The organism is Enterobacter sp. BIDMC 26 (assembly GCF_000534435.1).
GTDB lineage: Bacteria > Pseudomonadota > Gammaproteobacteria > Enterobacterales > Enterobacteriaceae > Enterobacter > Enterobacter ludwigii.
On sequence record NZ_KI973182.1, the window covers coordinates 1,172,657 to 1,187,606 of the forward strand.

General features: G+C 55.1%; 16 protein-coding genes. 2 read left to right on the forward strand and 14 right to left on the reverse strand.

Features of this window, described 5'->3' with window-relative positions; all coding sequences use genetic code 11:
• Position 1: 1 nt before the first annotated feature.
• On the forward strand, positions 2–862 hold the full coding sequence (gene pdxY / locus L462_RS17675; protein ID WP_014169794.1) for a pyridoxal kinase PdxY: 861 nt from the start codon (positions 2–4) through the stop codon (positions 860–862).
• A gap of 59 nt (positions 863–921) precedes the next feature.
• Here pdxY and gstA read toward each other — a convergent pair whose 3' ends face one another.
• From gstA to blr, 12 genes are all read right to left on the reverse strand, one after another.
• Entirely contained in the window at positions 922–1,527 is a 606-nt protein-coding gene (gene gstA / locus L462_RS17670) for a glutathione transferase GstA (protein WP_014169795.1), read from the reverse strand.
• 105 nt (positions 1,528–1,632) lie between these two features.
• On the reverse strand, positions 1,633–3,141 hold the full coding sequence (gene dtpA, locus L462_RS17665; RefSeq protein WP_014169796.1) for a dipeptide/tripeptide permease DtpA: 1,509 nt from the start codon (positions 3,139–3,141) through the stop codon (positions 1,633–1,635).
• A gap of 617 nt (positions 3,142–3,758) precedes the next feature.
• The gene (nth, locus tag L462_RS17660; RefSeq protein WP_014169797.1) at positions 3,759–4,394 is read right to left on the reverse strand and encodes an endonuclease III; all 636 of its coding nucleotides are present in this window, start codon (positions 4,392–4,394) and stop codon (positions 3,759–3,761) included.
• A complete protein-coding gene (locus tag L462_RS17655; protein WP_014169798.1) occupies positions 4,391–5,077 on the reverse strand; it encodes an electron transport complex subunit E in 687 nt (228 codons plus the stop codon). Before L462_RS17655 ends, nth begins: the two co-directional genes overlap by 4 nt.
• 2 nt (positions 5,078–5,079) lie before the next feature.
• Positions 5,080–5,700 carry an electron transport complex subunit RsxG gene (rsxG, locus tag L462_RS17650; RefSeq protein WP_020884325.1) on the reverse strand — a complete coding sequence of 207 codons (621 nt, stop codon included), beginning with the start codon at positions 5,698–5,700 and terminating at the stop codon, positions 5,080–5,082.
• 10 nt (positions 5,701–5,710) lie between these two features.
• Positions 5,711–6,763: an electron transport complex subunit RsxD gene (gene rsxD / locus L462_RS17645; protein ID WP_014169800.1), complete on the reverse strand. Its 1,053-nt coding sequence runs from the start codon at positions 6,761–6,763 to the stop codon at positions 5,711–5,713.
• The gene (gene rsxC, locus L462_RS17640) at positions 6,764–8,986 is read right to left on the reverse strand and encodes an electron transport complex subunit RsxC (protein WP_032678026.1); all 2,223 of its coding nucleotides are present in this window, start codon (positions 8,984–8,986) and stop codon (positions 6,764–6,766) included.
• Complete coding sequence (gene rsxB, locus L462_RS17635; protein WP_032678028.1) at positions 8,979–9,557, reverse strand: electron transport complex subunit RsxB; 579 nt, start codon at positions 9,555–9,557, stop codon at positions 8,979–8,981. Before rsxB ends, rsxC begins: the two co-directional genes overlap by 8 nt.
• Entirely contained in the window at positions 9,557–10,138 is a 582-nt protein-coding gene (gene rsxA / locus L462_RS17630) for an electron transport complex subunit RsxA (RefSeq protein ID WP_014169803.1), read from the reverse strand. The genes rsxB and rsxA overlap by 1 nt, the downstream gene beginning before the upstream one ends.
• 76 nt (positions 10,139–10,214) lie before the next feature.
• On the reverse strand, positions 10,215–10,655 hold the full coding sequence (locus L462_RS17625; RefSeq protein ID WP_025204344.1) for a DUF2569 domain-containing protein: 441 nt from the start codon (positions 10,653–10,655) through the stop codon (positions 10,215–10,217).
• 86 nt (positions 10,656–10,741) lie between these two features.
• Positions 10,742–10,957 carry a transcription modulator YdgT gene (gene ydgT, locus L462_RS17620; RefSeq protein WP_006174966.1) on the reverse strand — a complete coding sequence of 72 codons (216 nt, stop codon included), beginning with the start codon at positions 10,955–10,957 and terminating at the stop codon, positions 10,742–10,744.
• A 232-nt stretch (positions 10,958–11,189) separates the two neighbouring features.
• Positions 11,190–11,315: a division septum protein Blr gene (gene blr, locus L462_RS0123390; protein WP_168112406.1), complete on the reverse strand. Its 126-nt coding sequence runs from the start codon at positions 11,313–11,315 to the stop codon at positions 11,190–11,192.
• 243 nt (positions 11,316–11,558) lie between these two features.
• On the opposite strand from blr, the gene L462_RS17615 reads away from it, so the two are divergent.
• Entirely contained in the window at positions 11,559–12,599 is a 1,041-nt protein-coding gene (locus L462_RS17615) for an oxidoreductase (RefSeq protein WP_032678029.1), read from the forward strand.
• Between the two features lie 45 nt (positions 12,600–12,644).
• Here L462_RS17615 and add read toward each other — a convergent pair whose 3' ends face one another.
• Together add and L462_RS17605 are read right to left on the reverse strand one after the other, a co-directional pair.
• Entirely contained in the window at positions 12,645–13,646 is a 1,002-nt protein-coding gene (gene add, locus L462_RS17610; RefSeq protein WP_014169807.1) for an adenosine deaminase, read from the reverse strand.
• A 96-nt stretch (positions 13,647–13,742) separates the two neighbouring features.
• Positions 13,743–14,915: a MalY/PatB family protein gene (locus L462_RS17605; protein WP_032678030.1), complete on the reverse strand. Its 1,173-nt coding sequence runs from the start codon at positions 14,913–14,915 to the stop codon at positions 13,743–13,745.
• Positions 14,916–14,950: the final 35 nt, after the last annotated feature.

The following is a 14,950-nucleotide window of genomic DNA, read 5'->3' on the forward strand; positions in this document are numbered from 1 at the left end:
AATGAAGAACATCCTCGCCATTCAGTCCCACGTTGTCTTTGGGCATGCTGGCAACAGCGCCGCGGAATTTCCGATGCGCCGCCTCGGTGCCAACGTCTGGCCCCTCAATACCGTGCAGTTCTCAAACCATACACAATACGGTCAATGGACCGGCTGCGTGATGCCGCCCTCGCACCTCACCGACATTGTGCAGGGCATTGCCAATATCGATCAGCTAAAACGCTGTGATGCGATACTGAGCGGATATCTCGGTTCGGCAGAGCAGGGAGAGCATATCCTGGGCATTGTCCGCCAGGTGAAAGCGGCAAACCCGGCGGCGAAATACTTTTGTGATCCTGTTATGGGGCATCCGGAGAAAGGCTGTATCGTGGCCCCCGGCGTGGCTGAATTCCATGTGCGTCACGCGCTGCCGGCCAGCGATATTATTGCGCCGAACCTCATTGAGCTGGAAATTCTCTGCGAGCATCCGGTGAATAGCGTAGAAGAGGCGGTAAGCGCCTCTCGCGAGCTAATAGCCCAGGGGCCGGAGATTGTCCTGGTGAAACATCTCGCGCGCGCAGGGCTGAGCAGGGACCGTTTTGAGATGCTGCTGGTGACGAAAGACGAAGCCTGGCATATCAGCCGTCCGCTGGTGGACTTCGGCATGCGTCAGCCGGTGGGTGTCGGTGATGTGACAAGCGGCTTGCTGCTGGTGAAATTACTTCAGGGGGCCACGCTGCGGGATGCACTTGAGCATGTGACTGCTGCGGTGTACGAAATCATGAAGGCGACAAAAGAGATGCAGGAGTATGAACTGCAGGTGGTCGCGGCACAGGATCGTATCGCGAAACCGGAGCATTACTTCAGCGCGACCCGGTTATAACGGTTCACGTTCCTGTCAGCCGGGTAGCGACAGCGCCACCCGGCAATACAGTGCGCCGGTCAGTTCAACCCTTCTGCTTTAAGCGCTGCAGCCACCGCAGGACGCGCGGCTACGCGATCCATGTACGATGCAATGTGGTCCAGCCCGTCCATGTTGAGCTTAATGGCCCGCGCCCAGCGCAGCACGGTGAACAGATAGGCATCGGCAATCGTAAAACGCGCGCCCCCAATCCACTGATCGTCTTTCAGCGATGCGTTAACGTACTGCAGTTTTTTCTCCAGTTGAGCACGTACGGTCGGTTTGTACTCTTCCGGCGTCTCCGGACGGAACAGCGGCGTAAAGCCTTTGTGCAGCTCGGTCGCAATGTAGTTCATCCACTCCAGCGTTTTGTAGCGAGAAACCGTGCTTACCGGTGCCAGCAATTGCCTGTCGGGCACACTATCGGCGAGGAACTGCATAATCGCCACGCCTTCGGTCAGCAGGGTACCGTCATCCAGCAGCAGAGCCGGAACTTGTCCCTTCGGGTTAATAGCAAAAAAATCATCGCCGTTTTCCAGGCGTTTTTTCATCAGGTCAACGCCATCCAGCGTGAAATCTTTGCCGCTCTCGCGCAGGGTAATGTGGGAAGCAAGAGAGCACGCGCCCGGTTTGTAGAACAGTTTCATCGGTAACTCCTTTTTGCTGAGGTTTCAGCTATGTTAGTGCGCGAACGGGTAAAAAAAAAGCCGCTAATACATTAGCGGCTTCTGTTCAGTCGTTTCTCAGTGACATTATGCGGTAGCGGTTTCGGTCGCTTTCGCCGTCTTGTCGTCGTCCTGAGTCATGCGATTCAGCTTCGGCGCAGTCAGCATCATCAGAACCGCGATAACCGCAGTAGCAATACCAATCTGCATGAACACGGTACCGTAGACGTTCAGAGAGACCAGTGGGTCAGTCACGTTATCCGGCACGGCCATCAGGTTTGCAATTTTACCTGCGATGATGGCGGCACCCGCAGTGGTCAGGAACCAGCTACCCATGATGAAGCCCATCAGACGCTGAGGAACCAGTTGTGCAACCATCGCCAGGCCCAGACCGGAGATCATCAGTTCACCGATAGACTGCAGCGCATAGCTCAGGATCAGCCAGTTAACGGAGACGATACCGGCGTCAGTCGCAAATTTCGTACCCAGCGGCAGTACCAGGAATGCGCCAGAACACAGCAGCATACCGATAGCAAATTTGTGCGGCATCGGCAGACGGTCGCCCATTTTGTTATAGATAGCAGCCAGAATCGGGCTACCAATCATGATCCAGAACGGGTTCAGGGCCTGATACTGCTCCGGCTCGAACGCGATACCCAGGATTGAGTGTTCAACGTTACGGATAGCGAAGAAGTTCAGAGACGTTGGCATCTGGCTGTACAGAACGAAGAAGATAATCGCTTCCAGCATCAGGATGAAGGCCACAATCATCTTACGACGAGCGGCACCCTGCATGGCGAAGGCTTCTTTCGCGAAGATGATCACGATACCCAGCGCAACCACACCCAGAACCGCACGCGCGATGCCCTGGTTATGCAGCAGCCAGGTTGCGATTGCCGCGAGGATCACCACGCCGACAATGGTCGCCAGCAGTTTGCCAATGTGAACCGGTTCGAAGTCTGGTTTGGAGCCGTAGTCTTTTACCCAGCGTTTGCAGAAGGCAAAGTTAACCACGGTGATCAGCATACCGACAACGGACAGGGAGAACGCAACGCTCCAGCCGAATTTAGCGGCCAGCCACGGGGTTGCCAGCATGGAGAAGAAGGAACCGATGTTCACGGACATGTAGTACATGGTGAATGCACCGTCCAGACGCGGGTCATCTTTGTTGTAACAGGTAGAGAGCAGGGAAGACGGGTTCGCTTTGAACAGACCGTTACCGACGGCGATAGTCGCCATACCCATATACACCACAGCGGCATCGTGACCAGACCATGCAACCAGCGCATAGCCAACGGCCAGGACAATCGCACCCAGCATAATGACACGTTTAGTCCCGAGGACTTTATCACCCAGCCAGCCGCCGATAGCGACCAGACCGTACACCAGGGCACTGAAAGAGGAGAACAGCGTAATGGAATCTGCTTCGGACATACCCAGCTGTTTTACCAGGTAAACCGCCATGATCCCTTGCAGGCCGTAATAACCAAAACGCTCCCATAACTCGATAGAGAAGATGAGATAGAACGCTTTAGGTTGTTTAAAAGCGTTAAGACTTACGCTTTCATCTGTTGGTTTATTGTTTGCAGTCGACACATATACCTCTTTTTTTACATCCCATATTAACGGGGGTGTTCATCGCGTGATGGCCGTAGTCCATCCGCCTTATAGTTATATTGGGAGGAGAAACGGCGGGTAATGTTCACTATCCTGCACCGTCTGGCAATACGTTTGTAATAATCTGTTACATATAACTGGGCCGCTATAATCGGCGGTTCATACAAATGTTATTCAGCGTTAAATTTCATACGATCTGTAAAGGGAGTTTTTTTGACTGGCATTCACCCATAATTTGCCCTCAATGGCGATATGTTCTGCTATTTGAGGTTTATTGCAGTGATATAGCCCATATTCTGAAAAATAGCTGGTCTTATGTGTTGCTCGTGATGAGTTTGATCTTGTCTGGCAAAGGGTTTACGCCGCTTTTAACAACAAAAATTCAACACGAAGTTATCAGGGTGATCTTGATCACATATGTATAGAAATTTTTGGCTATGAAAAAAGTATTAACCTGTTTGAGCGTTAAAGGCTCGAACAAGTGATAAGGGAAGCGGTAATGAAGGCGGATAAATTATGGTCAAAAGAAGGTCTACTGGTAGACCCTCTCTTGGTAAGGAATTGGCGTTGCGTCAGAAAACGAAAAGCGGAAGATATCAGGGATACACTTTCTCTTTGTACTCGCAGAGATCTTCGATAATACAGGAGCCACAGCGAGGCTTACGGGCAATACAGGTATAACGGCCATGGAGAATGAGCCAGTGATGGCAATCCACCTTAAATTCGGCGGGAACCACTTTTAGCAGTTTCTCTTCAACCTGCTCGACATTCTTGCCCGGTGCGAAGTTCGTGCGGTTAGAGACGCGGAAAATATGGGTATCAACGGCGATAGTCGGCCAGCCAAACGCGGTGTTAAGTACCACATTCGCAGTCTTGCGTCCCACGCCGGGTAATGCTTCCAGCGCGGCGCGATCTTCCGGCACTTCACCCCCGTGCTGTTCCAGCAGGATCCGGCAGGTTTTGATCACGTTCTCAGCCTTGCTGTTAAACAGACCGATGGTTTTGATATAGGACTTCACCCCGTCCACGCCCAGTTCCAGCATCGCCTTTGGCGTGTTGGCGACCGGATAAAGCAGGGCGGTCGCCTTATTAACGCTCACGTCGGTAGCCTGCGCAGAGAGCAGCACGGCGATCAACAGCTCGAACGGGGAGTTAAAATTCAGCTCCGTCGTCGGATGTGGGTTCTCATCCCGCAGACGGGTCAGGATCGCAATGCGCTTTTCTTTATTCATGAGGCCTTCTCGGGTATTCCTTCCTGTACGCTGCGCTCAGCCACGCGGCGCTTACGTTTTTCATCAATCAGGTATTTTATCGCCAGCATCATGCCGAGGCCAATAAACGCGCCTGGCGGCAGCATGGCCAGCAGGAACGGCGTATCGGTGTGGAAGACTTCGATGCGCAGCGCTTTAGCCCAGCCGCCGAGCAGCGCATCTGCGCCATCAAACAGCGTTCCGTTACCCAGGATCTCACGCATTGAGCCGAGCACGAACATGGCACCGGTTGCCCCCATACCAATAGAGAAACCATCCAGAGCCGACATCGCCGGGCTGTTTTTTACGGCAAAAGCTTCCGCGCGCCCGACCACAATACAGTTGGTTACGATGAGGGGAATAAAGATCCCGAGCGACTGATACAGACCGAACGCATAAGCGTTAATCAGCATCTGGACGATACTCACCACCGACGCGATGATCATGACGTAAATCGGAATACGGATTTCCGATGGCGTCCAGCGGCGCAGGGCAGAGATGGACAGATTGGTCAGGGTGAGAACCAGCGTGGTTGCCAGCCCCAGACCCAGCGCGTTGGTGGCGGTGGATGTCACTGCCAGCAGCGGACACATCCCCAGCAGCTGTACCAGCGCGGAGTTGTTCTTCCACAATCCCTGGACGATAACCTCTTTAACCTGGCTCATGATTACTCCTCACAGGCCGGAAGATTGTTCATCTGCGCGGGCAGCGTTTCCGCATACAGCCCGGCTCGTTTTACGGCATTGACCACGGCCCGTGGGGTAATGGTTGCCCCCGTGAACTGGTCAAACTCGCCGCCATCCTTTTTCACAGCAAATGCAGGATCCGCTTCGCCGTGGATCACTTTTCCGGCAAAATGCAAAATCCAGTCGCTCAGACGGGTTTCAATTTTATCCCCCAGGCCTGGCGTCTCATGATGTTCCGTCACGCGCGTACCCAACACGGTACCGGAGAAATCGCTGCCGACCAGCAGTTGAATCGCCCCGGAGTAGCCATCGGGCGCCGTCGCTTCCATTACCGCGCCTACCGCGTTATCCCCCTTACGGGCAATAAAGACGCGGTGCGGGCCTTTGCCTAACTGAGGTGCCTGGACCACGAAGCAACTTTTCTGCAGGTCATTATCGTAGAAATCAGGGGGGATCACCTGATCGAACAGGGCTTTTTGCTGCTTCACCGCCTGTTCGTCGATGGTCGATTTGGTCAGGTTGTTCACCAGGGCCGTCAGTCCGGTGAGGACCGCGGCGAAAATGGCCAGCGTGACGCCATGTTTTTGCATTGTTTTCAGCATCGCGAAACCCTTAACGGTGGCCGTACACGCGCGGACGCGTGTAGTAGTCGATGAGCGGAACGGTGATGTTCGCAAGCAGAACCGCGAATGCCACACCGTCCGGGTAACCGCCAAAGCTGCGGATGAGCCACACCAGCAAGCCGGCCAGTGCACCGAAGATCAGGCGGCCACGGTTCGTGGTAGATGCCGTTACCGGATCGGTCAGGATAAAGAACGCACCCAGCATGGTTGCCCCCGAGAGCAGATGCATCTGTGGGCTGGCGAGCGATTCTGGCGAGAACACCCATCCCAGTGTGGCGCAGACCGCCAGCGTCACGAGGAAGCTGACCGGAATATGCCAGCGGATCGCTTTCTGCTGCAGCAGGAAGAGCCCGCCCAGCAAATAAGCAAGGTTCACCCACTGCCAGCCCGCGCCCGCCAGCATGCCGCTGAAGATGGCAGATTTCATAATCTGATCGACGGAGTGCCCGGCATGCAGGGAGGTTTTAAACGTATCGAGTGGTGTGGCCTGGCTGATGCCATCCACGCCCATACGCAGCGCGTTCATATCCGCACCGAGCGCGGTATGGCCGGTAAAGATAACGTGCAGGGCATCCATAAAGCCGGGTACCGTCGCGGCAATGTCATGCGGCGGCAACCAGCTGGTCATCTGAACCGGGAAGGAGATGAGCAGTACGACGTAGCCAATCATCGCCGGGTTGAACGGGTTATGGCCCAGCCCACCATAAAGTTGTTTGGCAATAATGACTGCAAACACCGTACCGAGCACCACCATCCACCACGGAGCAAACGGTGGAATACTGATTGCCAGCAACAGGCCAGTCAGCAGTGCTGAGTTATCGGCAAGGATGCGGGAAACCGCCAGCTTACGCAGTTTAAGCACCAGGGCTTCTGCCCCTAAGGCGCTGGCACAACCCAGCACTATCTGGAACAGCGTTCCCCAGCCGAAAAACCAGCACTGAACGGCAATGCCCGGCAGCGCCGCCAGGCACACCAGCATCATGATGCGTGATGTCTGGCGCTGATTATGGGTGTAAGGGGAACTTGCGATTCTGAAAACCATTTAATCCTCGTTAACTGCTTGCTGTGCGGCTTTCTTCGCCTGAACGCGCGCAATGGCGGCGGCGACTGCGGCTTTACGTGGGTCGTCGTTTGCGGCCGGCTGCTGTTCTTCCTGCTGTGCTGCTTTGCGGGCCTTGGCGCGGGCAATGGCGGCTTCAACAGCCGCCTTACGCGGGTCGACAGGTGCTTCAGGTTCAGCGGCTTCAGGCTGCGCCGCCGCTTTACGCGCTTTGGCACGGGCAATGGCGGCTTCGACAGCCGCTTTACGCGGGTCGACGGGGGCTTCAGGCGTAGCGGTTTCAGTCTGCGCCGCTGCTTTGCGCGCTTTAGCGCGCGCGATCGCCGCTTCAACAGCCGCTTTACGGGGATCTACGGCCTCCACTTCTTGCTCAACCACCACGTTTTGCTCGCCGGCCTTACGCGCTTTGGCGCGAGCGATCGCCGCTTCAACAGCCGCTTTACGGGGATCTACGGCCTCCGCTTCTTGTTCAACTACCACGTTTTGCTCGCCGGCCTTACGGGCTTTGGCGCGGGCAATGGCGGCTTCAACGGCGGCTTTACGCGGATCGATCTCAGCGTCAGAGGAGGCTGACTGTGCTTTTTCTGCCTGACGGGCGCGCGCAGCCGCTTTACGCGCTTCGCGGGCGGCAATCGCTTCGCTGTTATCCGGTTTTTCACCGGCCGGGATCACCACGGTCTGGGCTGCCGTCGCTTTTTTCTCCCGCACGCGTGCCAGTGCGGCATTAATCGCATCCTGGTCTTTTTCGCCGGGCTGAACTGCTGCCTGTTTGTGACGCGCCTGACGGGCCAGTTTTTCACGCTCCAGGCGCGCCTGACGCGCTTCAAAACGCGCTTTCGCTTCGGCTGCGCGTTTCTCTTCCATGGAGATGGCATAAATCTCGGCCTTCTCCTGGCGGAAGTACTGCACCAGAGGAATGTTACTTGGGCAGACCCAGGCGCAGGCACCGCATTCGATGCAGTCGGCCAGGTTATGGGCCTGCGCTTTATCGTGCAGCTGACCTTTGCTGTACCAGTACAATTGTTGCGGAAGTAAATCCGCCGGACAGGCATCGGCACAGGCGCTGCAGCGGATACAGCCTTTCTCCTCCTGCTCTTCACCCATTTCGGTCGGGGAGGGGGCAAGCAGGCAGTTTGTGATTTTTACTACCGGGACATCGAGCCACGGCAGGGTAAAGCCCATCAGCGGGCCACCCATGATCACCATCTGGTCGCTGCCCGGGCAAAAATCAGCCTGTTCCAGCAGATGACGAACCGGCGTACCCAGACGCGCCCAGACGTTGCCCGGACGTGCGACAGATTCACCGGTCAGCGTAACCACGCGCTCGGTCAGCGGTTCACCGTCCACCACCGCACGTTTCACGGCGTAGGCTGTCCCGACGTTTTGCATCAGCACCCCGATGTCCGAAGAGCGTCCGCCATGCGGAACCTGCTTGCCGGTCAGAATTTGCGTCAGCTGTTTGGCACCGCCAGAGGGGTACTTGGTTGGGATAACGCGCAGGCCGATATCGTGGCTGCCGTTGAGGACGGCACGCAGCATCGAAATAGCCTGTGGCTTGTTATCTTCAATGCCAATCAGCACTTCGCGCGGCTGCAGAATATGGGCAAGAATGCGGATCCCTTCCACGACCTGCGCGGCGCAGTCCTGCATCAGACGATCGTCGGCGGTGATGTAGGGTTCACATTCTGCTGCATTGATGATCAGAGTCTGAATTTTATCGCCGCCGCCGTGCAGTTTGACGCCGGTAGGGAACCCTGCGCCGCCCAGGCCGGCAACGCCGAATTGATGAATACGCTCGATAAGCGCTTCGCGGCTCCGGTTGCGGTAGTCGCTCCAGCCGTCACGTTCTATCCAGCGGTCTTCTCCGTCGGCTTCAATAATGACGCTCAGCTCGGAGAGCGCAGAGGGGTGTGCAACGGTATGGGGGGCGATCGCCACCACTGTACCGGACGTCGGAGCGTGGACCGGCAGCATACGTCCGCGACCGAATGTTAACGGCTGGCCGCGAAGGACGGTATCGCCTTCTTTCACGCACAGTTCACCCTCAGCACCGATATGCTGTTTCAGCGGCATGACGTAACGGGACGCCAGCGGAATTTGGCGCAGCGGCGTGCCGTTGGACTGGGTTTTCATTTCAGGTGGATGGATACCACCGTCAAAGTCCCAAATCTTCTCTTTTCTGAAAGCAGAAAATAACTTAAGCATGTTGTTCCACAGGAATGATGCGAACCGGAATGGTTTGAAGATCCCACTTCCAGCTTTCGGTAGTCGGTTCAACCGGGCGCAACGCGATACATTGCGTCGGGCAGGGTGCCACGCAGAGGTTACAGCCGGTGCACAGATCCGCCACGACGGTGTGCATGGCGCGCGTTGCGCCAACGATGGCGTCGACAGGGCATGCCTGAATGCATTTTGTGCAGCCGATGCAGTTCGCTTCGTCAATCACGGCGAGGGCGCGAACCGGCTCCTGCACATCTTCATCGCCGTCAACAGGTTGCGGGTCAACGTTAAGCAGGGCGGCTATTTTCAGCATTACCGCTTCACCGCCGGGTGCGCAGCGGTTAATTTTTTCACCCTGCACGCCTACCGCTTCGGCATAGGGGCGGCAGCCAGGATAGCCACACTGCCCGCACTGGCTTTGCGGCAGAAGCTCATCGATTTTTTCTACAACAGGATCGTCCTCTACCGCGAAACGGCGGGAGGCGTAACCCAGAATAAGGCCAAACACCAACCCCAGCACGCTGATAGAGGCGATGGCTATCCAGACAGTACTCATTACAACTTCACCAGACCACTAAAGCCCATAAAGGCCAGAGACATTAAACCTGCTGTCACCAGGGCGATCGCGTTACCGCGGAATGGCGCAGGGATATCCGCTGCTGCCAGACGCTCGCGAATCGAGGCGAACAGCACCATCACCAGAGAGAAACCGACGGCGGCAGAAAAACCGTACAGCGCCGATTGCATGAAATTATGCCCAAGGTTGATGTTCAGCAGCGCCACGCCAAGTACTGCACAGTTGGTGGTAATCAGCGGCAGGAAGATACCCAGCAGGCGATAGAGAGCCGGGCTGGTTTTACGCACCACCATTTCTGTGAATTGCACTACCACCGCGATGACCAGAATAAAGGACAGCGTACGCAGATAGATTAAATCCAGCGGGATGAGGATCCAGTTATCAATCAACCACGCGCAGATAGACGCCATCGTCATCACGAAGGTGGTGGCCAGCCCCATGCCCATTGCAGTTTCCAGCTTTTTGGAAACCCCCATAAATGGACACAGGCCAAGGAACTTCACCAGGACGAAGTTGTTAACCAGCACAGTGCCGACAAAGAGCAGTAAGTAATCGGTCATTATTTAGCCTGAAATAAAAAAGCCGCCTATTATCGGACAAACCACCGCAGGCGACAACAGGTTATCTGTAAGGTTATTACGGGTTCACAAAGGTGTTCTTCACCCGCGTCGAACGCTTGAAATAGGGCACCAGCAGCGCCGCAGCCAGTAACGGAAAAAGCAGCTGGCGAACGGCCAAGGCATCAGAAACTGGCGAAAAAGCAAAGGCTTTCACCGCCAGCAGGACCGAAATCAGCAGCCAGATAATGTAGTGTTTAGGGACACCCTTACGGCGCTTAAAGAAGGCAATGGTCAGCCATAGCGTGTAGTACCACATCCCGATTGCAAAAACGAACGACACAAACCACATCGTAATATTAAGCACACTTTGCGACATCAGGGTCTGGATTGCATGAGGTGTAATCAGTGCGGTGGTATAAAGCAGCAGCGCAAGTGATGCGCTTAATAAGGCAACCAGCAGCCATGCCAGTGGGGCGATTAACCAGCCTCCAATTCGTTCTCCAGGCGTTGCGGTCATGAACTCTCCCATAATCTGCGCGAAATGTTGTACAGCCAGTTTGCAGGGCGGAGAGTATATAACATTTCGCGCGGATGGCTACTTTCTTATAAAACGTAGCGCCATACAGACTTAGGCACTTCACCGACGTTGAACAAACGGCCACCGGAGACCAGCTCCGCACGGCGGTGGTCAGCGGCGCGATACATATTGATGATTTCCTGATTATCCGACAACGTGTAGTTCAGATGGTCAAACAGTTTTTCCAGGCTCTCAAGCGAATTGATCTTGCGAAATTTTAATAAATAGTCCTGAACTGTCATATTAATAAGTTTCCATATAAAAGTGAGTAATACCAGTTAAGGTAATTCGTCCGAATAATAAACGGATTAATAAAGACGTAAACAGCCCACTCAGATAACGCGACTAAATTAGGAGTTTTCTTTGCTGAAAGTACAGGCATCAGACGATGCCTGGAAGAGAAGGTTAACCGTGTTCACCAGGGCTGGCAATAAGTAACTGACATATTATGTCACTCTTTATTGCGGTAACCGGTTACTTAGGTTGGGCGACGGTGACAGGCTCCGGCGGCTGGTAGTTATCGATATGGCTGGCAACGCCAAGCAAAATGACCGATACCCCAAGGACAATCCATCCCGCTAATTCAATGATTCGATTAATAATTGACGTCATGACTGGTACGTGTAATTTATCCATAAATACAGGTTGCAAATGTTACAGCGCCGTTTCCCCCGCGGCAAGTGCTTTGGGAACGGTTCCCCTAAACAAAATCAGAACGTTAAATCTATGTAACAAAAACAACCGGCATAGCCTGCTATTTTACGTCATATGGCACATGATTAATCTGTAAGAACGTCAGAGTAGCCAGTGTGAAATAAGATAGTCATAAAAGAGGGCAACATTATGAGTGATAGCATCCGCGTCGGGCTTATTGGTTACGGGTACGCGAGCAAGACTTTTCATGCGCCTCTGATTGCCGGGACGCCGGGCATGGCGCTGGCGGCAGTTTCCAGTAGCGATGCCACGAAAGTGCATGCCGACTGGCCCTCCGTGCCGGTTGTTTCTGAACCTAAGCATCTTTTTAACGACCCTAATATTGATCTGATCGTCATTCCCACCCCCAATGACACGCATTTTCCGCTGGCAAAGGCCGCACTGGAAGCCGGTAAGCACGTTATTGTCGATAAACCCTTCACAGTGACGTTGTCACAGGCGCGCGAACTGGATGCGCTGGCAAAAAGTTTTGGCAGAGTGCTTTCGGTATTTCATAACCGTCGCTGGGACAGTGATTTCCTGACGGTAAAAGCGCTCCTTAATGAAGGTACGCTGGGCGAAATCCTCTTTTTTGAATCGCACTTTGACCGGTTCCGCCCTCAGGTCCGAAACCGCTGGCGTGAGCAAGCCGGGCCGGGCAGCGGCATCTGGTACGATTTAGCGCCGCATCTTCTCGATCAGGCCGTAAATTTGTTTGGCCTGCCGGTCAGTATGACGGTCGATCTGGCCCAGCTCAGACCCGGAGCGCAAACCACTGACTACTTTCATGCCGTCTTGAGTTACCCGCAGCGGCGTATTGTACTGCACGGGACAATGGTGGCAGCCGCCGAATCAGCGCGTTATATCCTCCACGGTACCCGCGGGAGCTTTGTGAAGTTTGGTCTCGATCCTCAGGAAGAACGCCTGAAAAACGGCGAGCGTTTGCCGCAGGAAGACTGGGGCTATGACATGCGGGACGGGATTGTGACGCGGGTGGAAGGCGAGGAGAGGGTTGAAGAAACGTTACTGACGATCCCGGGTAACTATCCGGCGTATTATGCCGCTATCCGTGATGCGCTAAACGGGACTGGGGATAACCCGGTTCCGGCCAGCCAGGCGATTCAGATTATGGAATTGATTGAACTGGGGATTGAATCAGCCAAACACCGCGCAACGCTCTGTCTGGCGTGATTCTGGCAAAGCCGGGTAAGGCGAAGCGCCCACCCGGCAACGGGCTTAGCCGCGGGCGACCTTATCCCTCAGCGCCTGTTTCTCTGCTGGCGTCAGGAAAGCGATGTCCAGGCCGTTAATCTGCGCCTGGCGGATCTGATCCTGACTCAGGCCAGCCTGCGGTGCGGCGACGGTGTACTCATGAATAATATCCACGCCCTGTACTGCCGGATCGTCCGTGTTCAGTGAGGCCAGAACACCGTGCTCCAGGAAGGTTTTCAGCGGGTGATGCGCCAGTGATGCCACTGTGCTGGTCTGAATATTGGACGTCAGACAGGATTCAATACCAATACGCTGCTCGGCAAGGAAATCCATCAGGGCGCGATCTTCAACGGCTTTGACACCATGACCGATACGCTCTGCACCCAGCTCACGGATGGCCTGCCAGATGCTTTCAGGGCCTGCCGCTTCACCGGCATGCACGGTAATGTGCCAGCCGGCGTCACGCGCGCGGTTGAAATGAGAAAGGAACAGACTGCCCGGGAAGCCGAGTTCATCACCCGCCAGGTCAACGGCAGCGATCGCATCACGATGCGCCAGTAACCCTTCAAGCTCCTGCAGACAGGCCGCTTCACCGAAGGTGCGGCTCATAATGCCAATCAGGCGAGCCTGAACGTCGAAGGTTTTACACCCTTCGCGCACGCCGTCAATTACCGCTTCAACCACGCCTGCAACGGGCAGGTTGTGGGTCATCGCCATATAGCCTGGCGAAAAGCGCAGTTCAACGTAGTGCAGGCCATTACGGGCGGCATCTTCAATATTTTCGAAAGCAACACGGCGGCAGGCATCCAGCGAGGCCAGCATCTTCACGCCCCAGTCGAGTTTGCTCAGGAAACTGACCAGATCCGGTTCATTTGAGGTGACCTGAACGTGGGGGATTAGGGTCTCAATCGTTTGAGCAGGGAGCGTGAGATTGTACTGGCGGCCAAGATCGAGGATGGTTTGGGCACGAATGTTACCGTCAAGATGGCGGTGAATATCAGTTAGTGGCAGGCGTGTATCAATCATGGTCGCACTCTTTTCTGGTTAAAGTGCGTCATATTATAAAAACAAAACGAGGTAAAAAGCTATTTGCGCAAGGGAATATTCCGTTGCGCAATCTGATTACAGGAGCGTCGTTATGCCGGCGATCAGCCGCTGAACCCCTTGCTCAAGCTTGCTACGCGGGCATCCCGCGTTCAGACGGACAAAACCGTTACCCTCTTCGCCGTAGGTGTATCCCGGCATGATGGCGACCTTTTGCTGCTCAATCAGGACTTTTTGTAGCATTTTATCGTCAAGGTTGAGTGGGCGTAAATCGATCCAGGCCAGATACGTGGCTTCGGGTGGCTGCCAGTTGAGCGTCGGAAACGCGTGGTGTAATTCGCGTGCAATGTACGCCAGATTTTCCTCCAGATACGCCCGCAATGCATCCAGCCATGGCTCTCCCTGCTGATAGGCAGCAATGTGGGCCGTCAGCGCCAGTACGGAAGGGGAAGAGAGCCCGTCACGACCTTTTAATGCGCTGAGGTAACCGTTATGGCTCTCTTCATCGCCAATCAGCCCCCAGGCACCGGTGAGCGCCGGTATGTTAAAACTTTTTGAACCAGAGCTCAGAAGTGCCCATTTACCGCGTGCCACTTCATTCCACGGCGTATGGCGACGGCCTCCCCACACCATGTCCATATGAATTTCATCGCTGATCACCGCCACGTCATAACGGGCGCACAGTTCTGCCATGTGACTCAGCTCTTCACGCGTCCAGACTTTACCCGTGGGGTTTTGCGGGCTGCACAGCAGCAAAATTTTGTTTTCCGGTTTTGCCAGCGCCGCCTCAAGTGCGGCCCTATTTCCCTGCCAGCCCGTGGCATGTTTTTCCATCGCCACGCCGACCACCTGGCGGGCATTCCCCTCGATGGCCTTATAGAACGCATCGTAAGCGGGGGTATGGACCACCACGCCGTCGCCGGGAGTTGACCAGAGGCGAATCAGTTCGGACACCATATAAATAACGGAAGGCCCGTACACGAGCGATTCGGTATCAATGTGGCTGTTAAAGCGCTGCCGGAACCAGTGCGCCACAGCGGCGAGAAACTCTTCATTTTTCCAGCGGCTGTAGCCAAACACCCCGTGATGAATACGCTGGTGCAGCGCTTCGGTGATGCAGGGCGCGGTCGCGAAATCCATATCGGAGATGGTGAAGGGCAGCAGATCGGCCGCGCCAAAGCGGTCGGCGACATAGTCCCACTGCGTGCACCAGGTGCCGTGTCGATCCACGACGGTTGAAAAATCGAACATGACTCAAGTCCTTAAAGAAAAACCCCCTCAGCGCG